The 14953-nt window shown below is 66.0% G+C and carries 14 protein-coding genes; 5 read left to right on the top strand and 9 right to left on the bottom strand.

The features are described from left to right. Window positions 1-88: 88 nt before the first annotated feature. Complete coding sequence (locus LQ954_RS15240) at window positions 89-3337, bottom strand: amidohydrolase family protein (RefSeq protein WP_231023908.1); 3249 nt, start codon at window positions 3335-3337, stop codon at window positions 89-91. Between the two features lie 125 nt (window positions 3338-3462). On the opposite strand from LQ954_RS15240, the gene LQ954_RS15235 reads away from it, so the two are divergent. Continuing rightward, window positions 3463-4560, top strand: a complete 1098-nt coding sequence (locus LQ954_RS15235; protein ID WP_231023907.1) for an SDR family oxidoreductase — start codon at window positions 3463-3465, stop codon at window positions 4558-4560. A gap of 61 nt (window positions 4561-4621) precedes the next feature. Here the strand turns inward: LQ954_RS15235 and LQ954_RS15230 are convergent, their stop codons facing one another. After that, on the bottom strand, window positions 4622-5626 hold the full coding sequence (locus LQ954_RS15230) for a zinc-dependent alcohol dehydrogenase family protein (protein ID WP_231023906.1): 1005 nt from the start codon (window positions 5624-5626) through the stop codon (window positions 4622-4624). A gap of 165 nt (window positions 5627-5791) precedes the next feature. After that, window positions 5792-7513 (bottom strand): DEAD/DEAH box helicase, encoded by a 1722-nt coding sequence (locus LQ954_RS15225; protein WP_231023904.1) that lies wholly within the window; start codon window positions 7511-7513, stop codon window positions 5792-5794. Window positions 7514-7626: 113 nt separating this feature from the next. Here LQ954_RS15225 and LQ954_RS15220 point away from each other — a divergent pair, with 113 nt between their 5' ends. Then, window positions 7627-8886: an MFS transporter gene (locus LQ954_RS15220; protein WP_231023902.1), complete on the top strand. Its 1260-nt coding sequence runs from the start codon at window positions 7627-7629 to the stop codon at window positions 8884-8886. Between the two features lie 52 nt (window positions 8887-8938). Here LQ954_RS15220 and LQ954_RS15215 read toward each other — a convergent pair whose 3' ends face one another. Further along, entirely contained in the window at window positions 8939-9232 is a 294-nt protein-coding gene (locus LQ954_RS15215; RefSeq protein ID WP_227772786.1) for a 4a-hydroxytetrahydrobiopterin dehydratase, read from the bottom strand. Between the two features lie 59 nt (window positions 9233-9291). Between LQ954_RS15215 and LQ954_RS15210 the strand changes: the two genes are divergently transcribed. From LQ954_RS15210 to LQ954_RS15200, 3 genes are read left to right on the top strand one after another with little or no spacing between them, the layout of a single operon-like run. After that, window positions 9292-9702, top strand: a complete 411-nt coding sequence (locus LQ954_RS15210) for a metallopeptidase family protein (RefSeq protein WP_231023900.1) — start codon at window positions 9292-9294, stop codon at window positions 9700-9702. Next, window positions 9699-10301 (top strand): heme ABC exporter ATP-binding protein CcmA, encoded by a 603-nt coding sequence (gene ccmA, locus LQ954_RS15205; protein WP_269142350.1) that lies wholly within the window; start codon window positions 9699-9701, stop codon window positions 10299-10301. Before LQ954_RS15210 ends, ccmA begins: the two co-directional genes overlap by 4 nt. Continuing rightward, entirely contained in the window at window positions 10298-10933 is a 636-nt protein-coding gene (locus LQ954_RS15200; RefSeq protein WP_231023897.1) for a heme exporter protein CcmB, read from the top strand. Before ccmA ends, LQ954_RS15200 begins: the two co-directional genes overlap by 4 nt. Before the next feature lie 183 nt (window positions 10934-11116). Here the strand turns inward: LQ954_RS15200 and LQ954_RS16355 are convergent, their stop codons facing one another. The 5 genes from LQ954_RS16355 to LQ954_RS15175 form a co-directional block, all read right to left on the bottom strand. Further along, window positions 11117-11677 (bottom strand): cell wall hydrolase, encoded by a 561-nt coding sequence (locus LQ954_RS16355; protein ID WP_443026641.1) that lies wholly within the window; start codon window positions 11675-11677, stop codon window positions 11117-11119. A 595-nt stretch (window positions 11678-12272) separates the two neighbouring features. Continuing rightward, the gene (locus LQ954_RS15190) at window positions 12273-12491 is read right to left on the bottom strand and encodes a hypothetical protein (protein ID WP_227772791.1); all 219 of its coding nucleotides are present in this window, start codon (window positions 12489-12491) and stop codon (window positions 12273-12275) included. A 13-nt stretch (window positions 12492-12504) separates the two neighbouring features. After that, window positions 12505-12837 (bottom strand): hypothetical protein, encoded by a 333-nt coding sequence (locus LQ954_RS15185; protein WP_231023895.1) that lies wholly within the window; start codon window positions 12835-12837, stop codon window positions 12505-12507. Between the two features lie 526 nt (window positions 12838-13363). After that, on the bottom strand, window positions 13364-14431 hold the full coding sequence (gene aroC, locus LQ954_RS15180) for a chorismate synthase (protein ID WP_231023894.1): 1068 nt from the start codon (window positions 14429-14431) through the stop codon (window positions 13364-13366). Next, window positions 14428-14952 carry a GNAT family N-acetyltransferase gene (locus LQ954_RS15175; RefSeq protein ID WP_231023893.1) on the bottom strand — a complete coding sequence of 175 codons (525 nt, stop codon included), beginning with the start codon at window positions 14950-14952 and terminating at the stop codon, window positions 14428-14430. Before LQ954_RS15175 ends, aroC begins: the two co-directional genes overlap by 4 nt. Window position 14953: the final 1 nt, after the last annotated feature.

The raw sequence follows: 14953 nt of genomic DNA, 5'->3' as shown, positions 1-14953 counted from the left end.
TTCTTACTCCTGGGGGGACTGCCTGTTCGTCCCGAAGCGGATCGGGACGAAACGGGAAGGGTGAGCGGTTAGAGCCGGAGAGCGGCGGTCATTCGGTGGTGGCGCCGGCCTCCCAGAAATAGCGGCCGCGCTTGGCCGAGCCAGTCGCGACCTCGTTCAAGGTGGCGGCATCGTAGAGACGCCCGCCCAGCATGACTTGGCGCACCTTGTCGCTGTTGCGGATGTCGGCGGTGGGATCGGCATCGAGCACGAGCAGGTCGGCGAGCTTGCCCGCCTCCAGCGAGCCGATGTCCTTGGACATGCCCAGCGATCGGGCGGAGACGATCGTGCCCGCGCGCAATGCCTCCAGCGGGGTCATGCCGCCGCGCACGAAGGACCAGAGCTCCCAATGCGCACTCATGCCAGCCTGCTGGCCATGAGCGCCGATCGACACCAGCACGCCGCGCTTGGCGAGCTTGTGGGCCTCGCGCGCATTTTCATCGTCAACATAGTCGCTTTCCGGCGCCATCAGCCGCCGCGCCGATTCCGCCCTCAGCTGCGCCGGCGGCGTATGCGCCTGAAGCAGCGGGTGAGCGAACAGGTCGGTGTGCTGACGCCAATAGGGATCGGCGGCGAGCCCGCCGAAGGTGACGACCAGAGTGGGCGTGTAGTTCGTCTTCGAGCCGGAGAAAAACTGCACGATATCCTCGTAGAACACCTCCAGCGGGATGTTGTGCTCGATGGTAGAATTGCCGTCTGCGATGTGCGTGACGTCCAGGCCGTAGATCGAGCCACCTTCGGCCACGACCTGCATGTTTTCGCGCCGGCCGGCCTCCGTCACCTGCTGGCGCTGTTCGCGCCGCGGCTGATTGTAGTTCTTCACACTATGCCCGCCCTGCGCCTTCAGGCGCCGGACGTGGGCGAGCGCATCGTCGAAGCTGTCGATCTGAGCGTAAACGTCGGTCGCCTTGGCGCCATAGACCGCTTCACCGGTAGAGAAGATACGCGGGGCGAGGATCAGCCCGGCGCGCTGCATTTCCGAAGCGACGAAGATCTCGCTGGCGCGGTTTGAGGGATCGTGCAGCGTCGTGGTGCCGAGCGCGAGGTTCTGCATCATCGACCAGTTGCGCTGTGGCACCAGTTCATCCGTGCCCGCCGGGCCGTGGGCGTGCGCATCGATCAAGCCCGGGATGATGGTCTTGCCGGTAGCATCGACGGTGGTCGCACCCGCCGGAATGGCGGTGGACGCGCGCGGGCCGACCGCGATGATGCGGTCGCCGCGGATTACCACCACGCCATCATCGATGATGCCGCCATCCTCGCTAGCCATGGTGACAAGCCGTGCGCCGGTGATCGCGACGGTGCCGGTCGGCTTGGCCGCAGTTTGCTCCATCGCCAGCGAAATGCCGGTTGTCGGGGGCACGAACGAAGGCGTGCCATCGGCGCGCGGTGCCGCGGCGAACAGGCTAGACGTTTCCACGGTGTACAGCGTCGGGCCGAGGCTCCAGTGCAGACGTGTGCCATCGTTCGACCAGTTCATATAGTCCGCGCCGCCGGCGCTGACCCGTGTCACCGGCAGGGCGCGCGCTTCCGGCGACAAGGCAATGGTCTGCCCGCCTGGCATCAGCGGCACGACATAAGCGGCGTAGTTCTGTCGGAAGGCGACATATTCGCCCGTTGGCGAGACGATATAATCGGTGGCCAGTTCACCGTTGGCGTGAACGCGCTTGTCCTGCCCGGACAGATCGGTGCTGACGAGCTGACGCACGGCCTTGCCGTCCTTGCGCTCATCCTCCAGCATGAAGATGCGATCGTTGCCCGCGCCGAATTGCGGCGAAGCGGCGCCCCGCGCCACGCGTGTGACGGCGCCGCCGGTGGTTGGGACGCGGTAGACGCCCGCATCCGCCGCCCATTTTGGGCTGGTCAGGCCGCCATGGCTGGTGCGTTCGAAGACGATCGTCTTGCCATCGGGCGAGAAGCGGGGACGCGCGTAATGGCCCGGCTGACCGGTCACGTCGCGCGCGGTGCCGCCGGTGGCAGCGATCACCCGCAAGCGGCCCAGGCCCTCATCAGTCCAGCTGACGAACACGAGGCTCTTGCCGTCGCGCGACCAGCTGGGGAAGAGTTCGAACCCGTCATCGCCGCGGGTCAGCCGGCGCGGTGCGCCTCCCGCGACGGACTTGACCCACAGTTTGCCAAGCGTCTCGAACACGACCTGTCGTCCATCCGGCGACACGCTGGCGAAGCGCGGCATGGACGTCGTGAAGCGATCAGGCGCGACCGCAATCTGCGGGTGCGGCCCGTCAATGACGCCGCGGCTGTCGTCGATGGAGAAGGGGATCTCGCGCGCGTTGGTGCCGTCCGCATTGATGCGGCGGATCTTGCCGCGCGCCCAGAATACCAGACCGCTGTTATCCGGCAGCCAGGCCATGTTCGGATAGACGCCCGTGACCGCCCAGGTTTCCTGCACGTCCTGATCGAGATCGTCATAGATCTTGCGCTCCTCGCCGGAGGCGAGATCCTTCACGTACAACTTCGATCGGGTGGCTTCGCGGCGGACAAAGGCGATCTTCTTGCCATCGGGCGACGGCGTCGGGCGCACCGAGCCGCCAGCGCCCGTCACCGCCTTGGTCACTTCGCCGGTTTGCAGATCGTAGCGCTCGATGTCGAACAGGTCGGTGTTTGAATCCTGCGCATATTCGAAAATCGGGCCCGGCGTCACGTTGCGCGTGTAGAAGACGGATTTCCCGTCGGCGGCGTAGATCGGCTCGCCCAGTTCCTTTTGATGCGCCTCGTTCGGACGCTTGACGAGCGGCACGCCGGCGCCCCCGGAAACATGGTACATCCACACTTCACCGGTGCCGAGCGAGCGGCCGGTGGTGAAATGCTTCTTGGCGACGATGAAGCGGCCGTCCTTGCTCCAGCTCGGCTGGTTGAGGAGGCGGAAATCCTCCTTCGTCACCTGGCGCTTGTCGCTGCCGTCGACGTTCATCACCCAGATGTTGTCGCCACCGCCGCGATCGGAGGTGAAGGCGATGCGCCGGCCATCCGGCGAGAAGCGCGGCTGCACTTCATAAGCGAGCCCTTCCGCGATCCGCGTCGGCGTGCCGCCGGTGATCGGCATGGTGTAAATATCGCCCAGCAGGGTGAAGGCGAGCGTGCGGCCATCGGGGCTGACGTCCACGTCCATCCAGCTGCCTTCGTTCACGCGGATCGGAACCTGGCGAATGATCGCCCCGGGAGGAGCGTTCACATCCCACTTCGGCTTGGCAGCGGAGGTACGGTCCGCGCTCTGCGCCGAGGCGCCATGCGCAACAAGCGCGGCCAGAGAAACGAGCGACGCCGCGTAAAACTTCATGAATTCCCCCGGAAACGACAAGATGATTGCCGTACTATCCGGCTGCACGGCGAACTGGCAATGCCGTACGGTCAATGTTCGCCGGTGCACCGAAAGCGGGCGTCGGACGATTTGGGAGAGGGCCGATGAGCGAGCGAACGGTGCTGATCGCAGGGGCAAGTGGTGTGATCGGCCAATCGGCGGTTCAACGCTTTGCCGCCGCCGGGTGGCGGGTGATTGCGGTTTCGCGGCGAGCGCCCGATGTGTCGGCCGACACGCCTTTTCAGCATCTGCCGCTGGATCTGCTCGATAGCGCTAGGTGCCGTGCAGCCGCTGGTGAGTTCGGCGGCGTGACGCACGTGGTTTACGCCGCGCTCTACGAGAAGCCGGGTCTGTACGCCGGCTGGTTCGAACAGGACCAGATGGACACCAATCTCACCATGATGCGCAACCTGATGGAGCCGCTGATCGCCGCAGCGACCGGGCTTCGGCACGTCAGTGTATTCCAGGGGACCAAGGCATATGGCGCGCACGTCCACCAGATCGCGCTGCCGGCGCGTGAACGGTCGGCACGTGATCCTCATGCCAATTTCTATTGGTTGCAGGAGGATTTTCTGCGCGAGCGACGCGCGGAGGCGGACTGGTCGCTGACGATCTGGCGACCGCAGGTGGTGTTTGGCGGCGCGACGGGCGTGGCGATGAACATCGTGCCGGTGATCGGAGCCTATGCCGCGATCCAGCGCGAGCTTGGCCAGCCGCTGATCTATCCGGGCCGGCCCGGCGGCGTAGCGGAAGCGGTGGACGCGGACCTGATCGCGGACGCGCTGCTATGGGCGGGCGAGGCAGAGGCGGCGCGGGACGAGACGTTCAATATCACCAATGGCGACGTCTTCACCTGGGCCGATACCTGGCCGGCGATCGCCAGCGCGCTGAACATGGAGCCGGCATTCGGCGAGCCATTCTCTCTGGTCGATTACCTGCGGCAGCATGAGGGCGTGTGGGACGATCTTGTCCGGCGGCAGGGATTGCGCGCCACGCCGCTGCCCGAATTACTAGGCGAATCGCATCATTATGCCGATCTCTTGTTCGGCGTGAACGCGCCGGCGGATGCGGCCCGTGCAGCTGTGCTGGTGAGCACGATCAAGCTGCGGCAGGCCGGCTTTGGCGAGTGCATCGATACGGAGGAGATGTTCGCCAAGTGGCTGTGGCGCCTTGCCGAGCGCAAGGTCATTCCGGCCGCCTGACCGGTACCGGACGCAGCGGAAAGCTGCGTCACCCCAACGAGGCCGGGGTGACGCCAATCGTTCAGATGTCGAGGCAGATCTTGCCGAAATGCTTGCCCGATTCCTGATGGCGGAAAGCATCCGCGATCTGTTCGAGCGGGAAGTGGCGGTCAATCACAGGACGGATCCCGTTCGCCTCGATGGCGCGGATCATGTCCTGTTGATGCCGGCGCGCGCCGACGGTGAGGCCGATGATGCGCTGGTTGCCCTGCATGACAAAGACGGTCGGCACATTGCCGCCGACCCCGGCGAGGACGCCGATAAGCGAGATGTGACCCCCGATCCGTGTTGCGGCGATCGATTGCGGCATGGTGCCGGATCCGCCGATCTCGACGACATGATCAACGCCGCGGCCGCCGGTCAGCTTGCGTGCGGTTTCACCCCATTTTTCGTCCTGACGATAATTGATGAGGTGATCAGCGCCCATAGCGCGCAGACGCTCCAGCTTCTCGTCGGAAGAAGAGGTGGCGATCACCGTGGCGCCAGCCGCCTTGGCGAACTGCAACGCAAAGATCGAGACGCCGCCAGTGCCCTGAACCAGCACGGTCTCCCCGCTCTTCAACTGTCCGTTCACGACCAGCGCGCGCCAAGCGGTGAGGCCGGCGCAGGTCAGCGTGGCCGACTCCGCGTCCGAAAAGCCCTGGGGCGCGCGAGTGAATGACGTCGACGGAGCAGTGACGAATTCACGTGCGAAGCCGTCGGCGCCGTCGCCGGGCACATCGCCCATGACTTCTCGGGCGGGCTCGCCATCCATCCAGTGCGGGAAGAAGGTGGATACCACCTTGTCGCCAACCGCGAACTCGGTGACGCCTTCACCGACCTCGACCACCTCGCCCGCGCCATCGGACATGGGGATGCGACCGTCCGGCGTCGGGATCATGCCGGTGACAACGGCGTAATCATGAAAATTCAGCGAGCTGGCGCCTACACGAACAACGATCTCGCCGCGGCGCGGCGCCTGGCGCTCGGTGTCGGTTACCTGGAGGCGGTCAAGCCCACCGGGCTTCTGCAACTGGATTGTGCGCATCTATCTCTCCCTGGCACTGATGGCCTTTGGGAGAGGGCGTAGATGGCCCGCGTACGAGGCGCAACGACAATTAAGTCGGACCGATTAAAGTGCCACTTTCCGCAGCTGCCACCCTGCTGGCGGTAGTCGCCGGCAGGGTGGGGCAGAAGCGATCAACCGGCCAGATCAGCGTCGATCGTTGTTGCCACGCCGGGGGCCGCCCCGGGCAGGGCCATCGCCCTGCTGACGCGCGCCATGCTGACGGGGCGCATGCTGACGAGTGCCGGCGGGCGCGCGTGCCGGGGCAGGGGCGCGGTCGGACGGCTCGATCAGCACATCATCGTCAGCGGTTGCCGTCTTGGCCACTGCGGCCATGAACTTGTTGGCAAGCGCCCGCGGGATCTGGAACGCCGTTTCGTTCGGGCCAATGCGGATCGCGCCAACATCGTTCTTGGTCAGATTGCCGCGGCGGCAGATCAGCGGCAGCACCCAGCGGGGATCGGCGTTCTGGCGGCGGCCAAGGTTCATACGGAACCACAGCACGTCCTCAAAGCCGGGGCGGTGCTTTTCGCGTTGGGCGGCGCGATGCGCCTCCGGCGTCGCCGCGATGATCTCCTCCGGCTCCGGCATGGCGGCACGATACGCGCGGACCAGCGCGGCCGCGATATCCTCGGGGCTCTTCTCAGCGATCAGCTTCTCGGCAAGGGCGCGATCCTCGTCCTCCACCTCTACGGGTGCGAGCAACTGGGAGAGCAGGCGGTCCCGATCCTTGGCGCGCACGTCCTCGGGCGTGGGCGCGTCGACCCATTCCACCGGGATGCGGGCGTTGCGCAGCATCGATTCGGCCCAGCGGCGGCGCTGATACGGGACAATCAGCACGGCCGTGCCCTTCTTGCCGGCGCGTCCCGTCCGGCCGGAACGGTGCTGAAGCGTTTCGCCGTCGCGCGGCAGTTCAACGTGAATGACGAGGCTGAGGCTCGGCAAGTCAATGCCGCGAGCGGCCACGTCGGTGGCGACGCAGACACGGGCGCGGCGATCGCGCAGCGCCTGGAGCGCCGCGTTGCGCTCATTCTGGCTGTGCTCGCCAGAGAGCGCGACCGCCGCAAAGCCGCGCTCGACGAGGCTGGCATGGAGGTGGCGCACGTTATCGCGCGTTGCGCAGAATAGGATTGCGGTCTCCGCCTCGTGCAGTCGAAGCAGGTTGATGACGGCATGTTCGATGTCGGACGGGCTGACCGCCACAGCCTGATAGCTGATGTCGCCGTGGCCGCGATCTTCCTCGACCGTCGAAATGCGCAGCGCGTCCTTCTGGTAGCGGCGGGCAAGCTGAACGATCGGCTTCGGCATGGTGGCCGAGAACAGGAGGGTACGGCGACCATCGGGCGTCGCGTCGAGGATCTCTTCCAGATCCTCACGAAAGCCCATGTCGAGCATCTCGTCCGCCTCGTCGAGCACCGCGACCTTCAACGCCGACAGTTCCAGCGCGCCGCGCTCCAGGTGGTCGCGAAGCCGCCCCGGCGTGCCCACGACGATATGGGCGCCATGGTTGAGATTACGCCGTTCCTTGGACGCATCCATGCCGCCTACACAGGTGACGATCCGCGCGCCCGTGGGGCCGTAGAGCCAGATCAGCTCGCGGCTGACCTGAAGCGCCAGCTCGCGCGTGGGCGCGATAACCAGCGCGTGCGGTTCCCGGGACGGAATGATGCGATCGTCCTCGCCAAGCAGCTCCGCGGCCATCGCCATGCCGAACGCGACCGTCTTACCCGAGCCGGTCCGGGCCGAAACAATGAGATCGCGACCAGCCGCGTCCGGTTCGATGACGGCAGCCTGGACGGGAGTGGGCGCCTTGTAGCCACGCTCGGCGAGCGCACCGGCGAGCGGCGCGGGTAAAATGTCAAATGTCATGATTGGCCCCTAGATGGCCCATCTGGCGTACACTGCAACCCTGATTGTGGTTGAAGAGGGCGAACCGTTGCCCGGTTGCATCAGATAATTCGCCGCGGCCGCGGGCGCATTGCGTGCCGGCATGGGCCAGCGCACAAGTGCCGCGCCCTGCCATGATCAATCCTGCCATCACTACCGCATCCTCCCGCAATGCCGGGCAGCGATCCTGGCTATTCCTGCTGGCCTATGCCCTGGCCAACGCCGGGGGTGTCATCGCCTATATGCCGCTGCTGACGCTGCTGCTGCCGCTCAAGGTGGAACAGCTGGCTGGCGCGGAACGGATCGGCCTGTTCAGCGCCACCGTGATTGCCGGCTCGCTGGCGGCCAGCATGTGCAACGTGCTGTTTGGCTGGCTGAGCGACCGCTCGCTGCGGCGCGGGGGAGGGCGACGCCGGTGGGTCGTTATCGGGCTGGCAGCGACATGCTGTTCCTTTCTTGGCGTTGCCCTGGCTGATTCAGCGGCAACGATCATCGCTGCAATCGTGCTGTTCCAGGCATCAGTGAATGCGCTGCTCGCGCCATTGACGGCGATCATGGCGGACGAAGTGCCGGATGCTCAGAAAGGGGTGGCGGGCGGGTTGCTGTCGGCCGCGATCCCGATCGCGTCGGCCGTTTCAGCCGGCATCGTGGGGCTTGCCTGGGCGGGCGAAGGCATGCGGCTGACGATTGTCGCGGCCGTTCTGATTGCGACTTGCCTGCCGCTGCTGCTCATCCCGGCGCAGGCCGCGCCCCTTGCGCCGCCGCCTCCGCGCGAGGCCGACATTCGACGCCGCGACCTCGTCACTGCATGGGGCGCGCGATTGCTGGTGCAAGTCGCGGGCAACGCTTTGTCGCTGTATCTTCTCTATTATTTCCAAAGCATCGTGCCGACCATGGCGGGGCGTGAACTCGCGCCGCGGGTCGGCAACCTTCTGACCCTGGCCTATGTGCTCGCCCTCCCGATCGCACTGGTGGCCGGGCGCGCTTCCGATCGCTTCGGCCGGCGCAAACCGGTGCTGCTGGCCGGGGCAGTGATCGCTGGGGCGGGGCTGCTTGGCATGGCCTTCGCGAGCGACTGGCGCTGGGCGGCGGTGGCCTTTGCCGTTTACGCCGTCGGTTCGGCGGTGTTCCTCGCGCTTCATTCAGCCTTCGCGATGCAGCTTCTCCCGACTCCGGCAAACCGGGGACGGGACCTGGGGCTGCTCAACCTGGCCAATACATTGCCCGCACTGCTTGGCCCGTTCCTTACCTGGGCACTCGCCACGCCGGAGGATTTCGCCGCCGTCCTGCTGGTGCTCGCCTTCCTGACCCTCTCGGGGGGAGCGGCGATGATCGGGGTGCGCAGCCGTAGCTGAGCCGCCGGGCACAGCCCCGCGGGTGGCCGGCAAAGCGGGGTGATGACGTCGATCAGCCGTCCAGGATAGAATCAATAGCGGCAGCGAGCTCCACGTCGCGTTCGGACAGACCGCCCGCGTCGTGCGTCGTCAGCGTGATTTCGACACGATTCCAGACGTTGGTCCACTCCGGATGATGATCCGCCCGCTCGGCGATCAGCGCGACCTGCGTCATAAAGCCGAACGCTTCCGCGAAATCGGTGAACACGATGGTGCGGGTGATCGCATCGCGCCCTTCGTCATAATCCCAATCGGGCAGGCTATCGAGCGCATCGGCCCGTTCGGCTTCGCTCAGTTGATCGACCACAGTTTCTATCCTTCCGACAAGCTTGTCGCGTGGGAGGCGCAACGCCTATGGCGGTAGCGATGAGCGGACAAGACCTTCCCGGCGAACCGCCCTCCCTGGCGGCGATCGAGCGACATGCGCGGCACGTGATCGAGCGCCTGCCAGAGGCGTTTCGCGCGCATCTGGGCGATGTTGTGCTGCTGGTGGAGGAGGAGGCGGATGTCGAGACGCTCGCCAGCGTTGGGCTGGAGCATCCGTTGGAGCTGACCGGTGTCTATCACGGCCGTCCGATCGGGGAGAAATCAGCTTTCGATTCAGGGGCGATGCCCGACCGCATCCATCTGTATCGGCAAGCAATCCTGGCGGAATGGTGCGAAACCGGCGTCCGGCTCGATGATCTGGTGGCGCATGTCACCATCCACGAGATCGGCCATCATTTCGGGCTGAGTGATGAGGACATGCACGCGCTAGAGGACGCGGTGGCCGATTGAGCCCGGCACTGGCGCTGACAAATGTAGCCTGCCGACGTGGCGGACGGCTGTTGTTCACGGGTCTGTCGCTGAACGCCAGCGCGGGCGGCGCGCTGGTGGTAACGGGCGCGAACGGCTGCGGCAAATCGAGCCTGTTGCGCATGATCGCAGGCCTGCTGTCGCCATTTGCGGGAGACGTGCAGGTTACCGGGCGGATCGCGCTGCTGGGCGAGGCAAGCGCACTGGACGGCGATCGCTTGCTAGGCGCTGCGCTGAATATCTGGGCGAAGCTCGACGGGTCGGCCGACGAGCACGCGAGGGTTGCCGCCGCATTGGCGGATGTGGCGCTGCAGGATCTCGCTGACGTGCCGGTGCGGTTGCTGTCAACGGGGCAGCGCAGACGAGCTGCGCTCGCGCGGGTAATCGCCAGCGGTGCCGACCTGTGGCTGCTGGATGAACCCGCGACCGGGCTGGACAGCGCCTCGGTGGCGTTGCTCGAAGCAGCGGTGGCGCGGCATCGAAGCGGAGGCGGCATCGCGATGATCGCCACCCACCAACCGCTGGACCTGCCCGGCGCGGCCACGATCGATCTCGCCCTTTTTCGCGCGGAGGTGGCATGATCGCCCTGATCCTGCGCGACGTTCGTCGCGGCTATACAGGCGGGGGAGCCACGCTGACGCTTGGCTTCTTTCTGCTTGTCGCCATCCTGTTTCCCTTTGCAATCGGACCTGATGCCAAGCTGTTGGCCAGGGTCGGCGGCGGTGTGATCTGGGCGGCGACGTTGCTGGCGGCGCTCCTGCCCGTGGAGCGGCTGATCGGGCCGGATCTGGAAACGGGAGTGTTCGATCAACTGGCGGTGCGCGGACATCCGCTGCCGATCGTGGCAGCGGCCAAGATGGCCGGTCATTGGCTCGCCTTCGCTCCGCCGGTGATGGGCGCGGCGCTGCTATCGGCCGCGCTGCTGGGGCTGGATGGCCCGACGATCCTGGCGATAATGGCCGGGCTGGCTATTGGCACGCCGGGGCTGGCCGCGCTGGCGGTGGCGACAGGCGCGCTTACCGCCGGGCTGCGGGGAGCCGGGGCAATCGCCGGGCTGGTGCTGCTGCCGCTCGCCATTCCGCTGCTGATCTTCGGCGCGGGCGCCATCGAGAGCGGTATGGGCGGGTTGAAGCTGCTCGGGGCCGTCAGCCTTCTGCTGGTCGCGGGGGCGCCGTTCGTCAGTGCGGCGGCAATTCGTATCGGAATGGAATAACCGCTGCGCTGCTCCACGGACGATTAGAGTACGAAGTCGCCCCCAACACTAATGTCTGCGGTTCGGAAGCGCGCATAGGGCTTGGCTGAGGCGTTCGCCCCAAGTCGGCGGCCCGTCGATCTGCCACGGCCCCCAAGGCCATAGCCACGGCAGAACGTGCGTGATGGTCGGCAGCGCGGCGGATCAGCGCAAGGGCTTGCCGCTGTCCTTCCAGCGATCGAGAATTTGCGATTCCGGCAGGTTGTCCTGAGACGGGGGTGGCGGCAGGGGCGCGCTATTCTCCGCAGGGTGCGGCTGGACCTCGTTTGCTGCGGGGAGCGGCGGCGCGACAGCCACGGCGCGGTTCAATGCGATCACCGGATCGACGGTGCGCGACGGCGGCCCCGGCACGGGCTCGTGACCAGCATAGGCCTGATGAAAGGCAGCAGAGGTACCCCAAACGCCCTTCCAACGATGGAAGAAATGCGCGCCGATGGCGTCGGTCATCACCAGCGAGCGGTTCCACGTCGGGGTGACGGCGTAAGTATGGTAATGGGTGGCCAGGCCGACTGGGGCAAAGACATAGCCTGCCAGTGCGGCCGCTGCTGTCCGGGTGGCACGAGCCCAAGCTGCGCGGGCAGGAACGCGCGCCATCGCGCCGTCACAGGCGAAGCTGAACTGGCATCCGCTCGCCCGCTCCGCACCCTGGTAGACGACGCCGCACACTGTTGCCGGGAAGGCTGGGTGGCGGACGCGGTTGAGCACCACTTGAGCCACGGCGCGTTGCCCGTCCTCAGCCTCGGAAGCGGCCTCGTAATAGATTGCTGCGGCAAGACATTCGAGCGCGCGGCTGCGATCCTGGGCGGACGCGCCGCGCATGGCGAACGGCCGAGCCGGCACAACGCCGGTCGCAAGCGTGTCAGACAGCCCGCGCAGCGCGGCGGGGAGCGGAGGCAGCGGCGCGGTGCCGGTCGTGCCATCACCCGGCGAGGCAAGGGCCTCCGGATCGCGGCTACTTGGTTGGAGCGTGGTTTCTGACGACAGGAAGGGGCGATTGGATGCGGCGGCTGTAGGCCAGTCAAACAAGTTCAGGGTAGCAAACACCACGCCTGCAATAACAGCGACGATCGGCGCAGCGATGCGGGCGGCCTGATACCAGGCACGCCGACGCGCCGGGCCGCTCAATCGGCGCCGCGCAGCGCGTTCGCTGGGATGCAGCGCGATCGTCATGGCCACCCTCCCCCTTCGCGCGCGGCAAAAGCGCCGCGCGCGAGCGCATCTAGGCAATCGGTCGCGCGATTTCTCGGGTGAATTCAGCAGTGTCCGATAGTTGGACGGAACAGGGTTAACACGTAATGCCTTATTTCGGCTCGGTCGGCGGCGGCGAGGCCGAGTTACTCAGCATGTTGCGGCTGGGATCGTTACTGTCGGTTCCTGGAACCGGCATGGTTGCGTTGCCCGGGCCGCTGGCGTTGTCCATGATGTTGCCCTCCGGAGGTGGCGAGGGATCCGAAACCTGGGCGAGTGCGGCGGTGGACAGCGCGATCAGCGCAGCACTGATAGTGGTAGCGAGGCGCATGGTGAGTGACCCTCTATCTCGGTTGAGAAACGATCGTGGGTGGCGAAGCCGAAGGAGCCGGCGCCGCACCCGAGCCGAGCCGCTGAACGCCGGCGGGACCGTCGATCAGGGTCGATGTGGTCGGCGGTGCGCGGCGTGCAGCGGCATCGCGCGCAGCCTGTTCAGCGCGCAATCGATCGACCTCGGCCGGACTTGCTGACTGAGATTGGCTCCGCATCGCACCGCCGGAACTGAGCGACCGAGCGATCGCGTTCGGCTCCATCCCACGGGAGAGGCGATCGGCAACCTGGGCGGCGGCATTACCGCTGACGAAAGCGGCGACGGCGACCAGGACGGCGAGGCGCATGGCTCATCTCCCTCTGATTCTCGGCGATGATAGCACAAAAATGAAAACCCGGCAGCTGGGCTGCCGGGCTTCCGCCCCGTAGTAACTGTCTTAGCGGTGTGGCGGGACCGTAGGTGTGGTGGTCGACGGCGAGGTTGGGCTCGCCGTGCTGTCAGCACTTGGATCATTCAGATCGCTGCTCGGCTGTGTCGACGAAGGAGCCGTACTTGGCGAGCGCGTCGATGACGAGGTGCCGGTCGTCGGATCCTGCGTCGAAAGCGTGGAGTCAGTCGCGGTACCTGCCGGGGCTGTGGTCGTCGACTGCGACGGCGAGCTAGTGGTAGACTGGGCCAGCGCTGCGCCCGGAAGCGCCAGCGCCGCGGCGGCAATAAGACCAAAGGTCTTCATTTTACTCTCCTATGAGAAGTCTGAAACTTGTAGGAGTAAAATGCGCGGCGACGGGAAAGGTTCGCCCAGTCGTCTCCAATCAGGCTCGTTTCATCTCAAGATCAGAATCAAAATAGAGAGCATATTTCGAGGGCCCTGTTCATCCGCATTGTGCGCGATGAAGCAGGAATTGATCGGCGAGCACCAGTGCCATCATTGCCTCAACCACGGGAACACCGCGGATGCCGACACAAGGATCGTGACGTCCACGCGTTGCAATTTCGGTGGCCTCGCCCGTTCGCGATATGGTTTGCACCGGCGTCAGGATCGAACTCGTGGGCTTGAACGCGGCTCGAACTCGGATGGGCTGCCCGGTCGCGATACCGCCTGCGATGCCGCCGGCGTGGTTGGCAAGAAATGCGGGACCATTTGCGCCGGGACGCATGGGATCGGCGTTTTCCTCCCCGCGCAGCGCCGCGGCGGCAAAGCCGTCGCCGATCTCCACGCCCTTTACCGCATTGATCGACATGATTGCTGCCGCGAGCTCGCTGTCGAGCTTGGCATAAAGCGGCGCCCCCCAGCCTGCCGGCACGCCAGTCGCTTCGCAGGCGACGACGGCACCAAGCGACGATCCGGCCTTGCGGGCGGCATCCACCTGTTCCTCCCAGCGGGCAGCGGCGGCTGCGTCTGGGCAGAAGAAGGGGTTGGCGTCGATCTGGTCATCGTCGAACGCGGCGGGATCGATCGCGTCGCCGCCGATTGCCTCCACCCACGCGCGGATCCTGACGCCGGGGATCACCGCCCGTGCCACTGCGCCCGCGGCAACCCGGGCCGCCGTTTCACGCGCGGAGGAGCGCCCGCCGCCGCGGTAATCGCGAAAGCCGTACTTTGCGTCATAGGCGTAATCGGCGTGACCCGGGCGATAGGCTTGGGCGACTTCCGAATAATCCTTCGACCGCTGGTCGACATTCTCGATCATCAGGCTGATCGGAGTGCCGGTGGTGCGGCCCTCGAAAACGCCGGACAGGATGCGCACCTGATCGGGCTCACGCCGCTGCGTGGTGAAGCGCGACGTGCCTGGACGCCTCTTGTCCAGCCACGGCTGGATGTCCGCTTCGGTCAGCGAAATCCCTGGTGGGCAACCATCCACAACCGCGCCCAGTGCAGGGCCGTGTGATTCACCCCAGGTGGTGAAGCGGAAGACGCGGCCGAACGTGTTGAAACTCATGCTGCCCCCAAGCGCGAAAAAGCAGGCGCGTGCCGGGCGGCTTCACGAACGCCGCATGGCACCAAGCCACCCTGTAGCGGCAGGGCCATGAAATATTCACCGGAATAGGGCGAGTCGAAGTTTCGAGCGACGGCGGGATCATAGCCGAACCGCCCGTAGAATTCGGGATCGCCGAGCACGAAGCTGAGCACCACGCCGACGGATTCCAGCCGCTCATGCGCGGCGTGGACCAGCGCGTCGGCAACGCCCTGGCGGCGATAAGCAGGTGCAACGGCAAGCGGCGCCAGCGCGACCGCGGGAACAGCCTGACCACCGACCGTCACTTCCATGCGGCTGAAGACGATGGCGCCAACGATAGCACCGCTATCCTCGTCATCCGCAACGAGCGTCAGGACCATATCGCCGGCGATGCAGAGCTCGCGAACGAGATCGGCCTCTGCAGGCTCGGCAAAGCTGGTCCGTAGCAGCCCGTCGATGGCAGCGACGTCGGCCGCACCCGCGGGGCGGATCGCGATGGCCATC

The sequence above is a fragment of the Sphingomonas sp. IC-11 genome (assembly GCF_021043365.1).
Lineage (GTDB): Bacteria > Pseudomonadota > Alphaproteobacteria > Sphingomonadales > Sphingomonadaceae > Sphingomonas.
The sequence above is the reverse complement of the archived record's forward strand: the minus strand, read 5'-3'. Positions and strand labels throughout refer to the sequence as shown.